The organism is Mesorhizobium sp. M2A.F.Ca.ET.067.02.1.1 (genome assembly GCF_004023285.1).
In the GTDB taxonomy this organism is placed as follows: Bacteria; Pseudomonadota; Alphaproteobacteria; order Rhizobiales; family Rhizobiaceae; genus Mesorhizobium.
Genome location: NZ_RZSB01000770.1, coordinates 1 through 2,805 on the forward strand (window position 1 = coordinate 1; position 2,805 = coordinate 2,805).

Below are 2,805 nucleotides of genomic sequence, written 5' to 3' on the forward strand. Positions count from 1 at the left end.
GATGAGGGGTGTTCCAGCGGAGTGAGGCGCTGGTGTTCCCTGGAACACCCCTCATCCGTCCGAGCTTCGCTCGGCCACCTTCTCCCACAAGGGGAGAAGGAAAATCCTGCGCCTCACCTCACCTCGAATTGCGGGTCGACCGGTATCTGCATGGCCGTCACCAGATGGTTCGTCTGCCCGGCGAGCCCGATGATCGACACCAACTCGCCATGCTGCGCGTCGGTCATGCCCTTGGCGCGCGCTGCGGCGGTGTGCGAATGGATGCAGTAGGAGCAACCGTTCGCAGTCGAGACGGCGATATAGATCATTTCCTTGGTCAGCGGATCGATGGCGCTGTCGGCGACCATCACCGCCTTGAGCTGCTCCCACACCCGCTTCAGCGACGCCGGATCATTGGCCAGCCCGCGCCAGAAATTGTTGACGAAATCGGATTTCCGCGTCGCCCGGATATCGTCGAACACGGCCTTCACCGCCGGGATCTTTTCGACCTCGGCGTCGGTAAAAAGCTTTGTGGTGGCCATGAGCGTTTTCCTTTCAGTTTTAGATGCTGGGATTGAATCCGGATGCTTAATAGCCTCCGATAGTCCATTCACTTGATTGGCACTTGCGCCTTTCGGCGTGGCAGGCGGCACCGGTGGGGTGTGTCGAGATTCAGGTCAGGCCGAGTCGAAAATGGTGGGCTCCGAGAACCGGAGCGGAGCGTACTTTCGTACGTGAGCACCGGAAGCGGAGGAGCTCGCCATTTGCGGCCGACCTCACCTGAATATCGGCACACCCTAGTGCACCGCCGCATACATAATCTTCTCCTCCGTAGCCTCCGCCGGAGAGAACTCCTCCACGATGCGGCCCTGGCGGCAGACAAGGATGCGGTCCGACAGGTTTATAATCTCCGGCAGGTAGGACGAGATGACGACGACGGCGAGACCTTTGTCGGCCAGCCGGTTGATGATCTGGTGGATCTCTGCGATGGCGCCGACGTCGACGCCGCGCGTCGGCTCGTCGAAGATGACGATGCGCGGCTGCTGCACCAGCCCCTTGCCGATCACCACTTTCTGCTGGTTGCCGCCGGAGAGCTCGACCACGCGCGCATTGTCGTTGATCGCCTTGATGTTGAGCGTCTTGGTCCATTCGGCCGAGAGCTGGCGCATCTCCTGCTGGTTGATCACCCAGGCCTTTTCGCGGCCGGCGGCGAGCAGGCCGCCGAACAGGTTCTCCGCAATGCCCATCGTCTCGAAGATGCCTTCGCTCTTGCGGTCCTCGGTGACATAGACGATGCCGTCGGCCACCGCCTCGCTCGGCACGAGGTAGCGTACCGGTCTGTCGTCCAATTCAATCGCGCCACCGCGCAAAAAGTCGCGCTTGTAGATGCCTGAGACGATCTTGAAAGTCTCGGTGCGGCCGGAGCCGATCAGCCCGAACACGCCGGTGATCTGGCCCTCGAAGATCGAGAAGGAATTGTTGCGCACGATGTTGCTCATCGAGATGTCCTGCACCGAGAGCACCTTCTTGCCGGCCTTGCGCAATTTCGTCTCGTCGCGCTGGCGGTAGATCTGGCCCGTCAGCGAGCGCCCGACCATAGCGGCGACGATCCTGTCGCGGTCGAAGGCGGAGGTGTCGTCGGTGATCACCAGTTCGCCGTCGCGCAAAATGGTGATGCGGTCGGCGATCATCAGAGCTTCTTCCAGCGCGTGGCTGATGAAGACGATAGAGACACCGCGCGCCTTCAGCCTCCGGATCAGCGCGAAGAAATGGCGCTTCTCCTCGGGCGTCAGCGTCGCCGTGGGCTCGTCGAATATGATGATCTCGGCATTGTGGTGGACGGCGCGCGCGATCTCGACCATCTGACGCTTGGCAGCGCCAAGCGTCGCCACCATGGCATTGGGGTCGACCGGAAAATTCAGCGACTGCAGGAATTGCTGCGCCGAGATATAGGTGCCGCGCAGCCGGTTGAGGAATTTCTCGGTACCGAGATAGAGGTTCTGCGCCACCGTCATCGACGGCACCAGGCTGGTCTCCTGGAACACCATGGCGATGCCGGCTTCCAGTGCGGCGTGTGGCGAGGCATACGCCGTCTCGACGCCCTTGTGGAACATCTTGCCCGACGTGGCGTCGACGACGCCGGCGATGATCTTGGTCAGCGTCGACTTGCCGGCGCCGTTCTCGCCGAGCAGCGCGTGGATCTCGCCCTTCCTCAGATCGAAGCTGACATTCTTCACCGCCGGCACGCCGCGATAGGTCTTGGTGACGTTTTCCAGTCGGACGATCGGTTCCATCAGAAACCTCCCGTATCGAGCGCCAGCACACAATCGCCGCCTTTCGCGGCGACGTACAGGCGGCCATCCCGTTCGGCCACGCTGCAGACGCCGTGGCGCGTGCCATTGGCGCGGCTGTGCAGGCTGAATTGCGGCTGCAGGGCCGGGTCCAGCTTCACGACGAGCCCGTAAGAGCGGCTGGGCGACCACGGCTTGTGGATGCCCATGGTGCGGATGCCGCCGCATTGCAGCGGCTCGAGGAAGCTGCGGCTGGAGGCGAGCGCGGGAGCGATCCAGTAGGCCGGCGGCACCTGATCGATCATGTCCTGGCGATAATGCGTTTCCTGCAGCACGAATTCGATCAGCCGGTTGCGTGGCGCAAACAGGGTCAGCCAGGCGCCACCATCGCCGGCCGGCGAAAGCCGCGCGGGATAGCCGGGCAGATGCGTCAGCACCGTCGAGCGGTTGCCGTTCGATCCGTCGAAGCGAACAAGCTGGTGACGCCAGCTTTCGCTGACCAGCACGTCGGCGCCGATCGGATGCAGCCCATAGG

Annotated in this window: 2 protein-coding genes and 1 pseudogene; all 3 read right to left on the reverse strand. The window is 62.7% G+C overall.

The features are described from left to right. Window positions 1-113: 113 nt before the first annotated feature. On the reverse strand, window positions 114-521 hold the full coding sequence (locus tag EOA28_RS31510; RefSeq protein WP_127253025.1) for a carboxymuconolactone decarboxylase family protein: 408 nt from the start codon (window positions 519-521) through the stop codon (window positions 114-116). Window positions 522-776: 255 nt separating this feature from the next. After that, the gene (locus EOA28_RS31515) at window positions 777-2,273 is read right to left on the reverse strand and encodes a sugar ABC transporter ATP-binding protein (protein WP_127253027.1); all 1,497 of its coding nucleotides are present in this window, start codon (window positions 2,271-2,273) and stop codon (window positions 777-779) included. Continuing rightward, window positions 2,273-2,805 (reverse strand): annotated as a pseudogene (locus EOA28_RS31520) (hypothetical protein); the annotation flags it as partial. The pseudogene EOA28_RS31520 and the gene EOA28_RS31515, both read right to left, overlap by 1 nt.

What these genes read in the sequence shown, in the direction of transcription:
- EOA28_RS31510 (WP_127253025.1), bottom strand. Translation starts at nt 521, where the DNA reads ATGGCCACCACAAAGCTTTTTACCGACGCCGAGGTCGAAAAGATCCCG.
- EOA28_RS31515 (WP_127253027.1), bottom strand. Translation starts at nt 2,273, where the DNA reads ATGGAACCGATCGTCCGACTGGAAAACGTCACCAAGACCTATCGCGGC.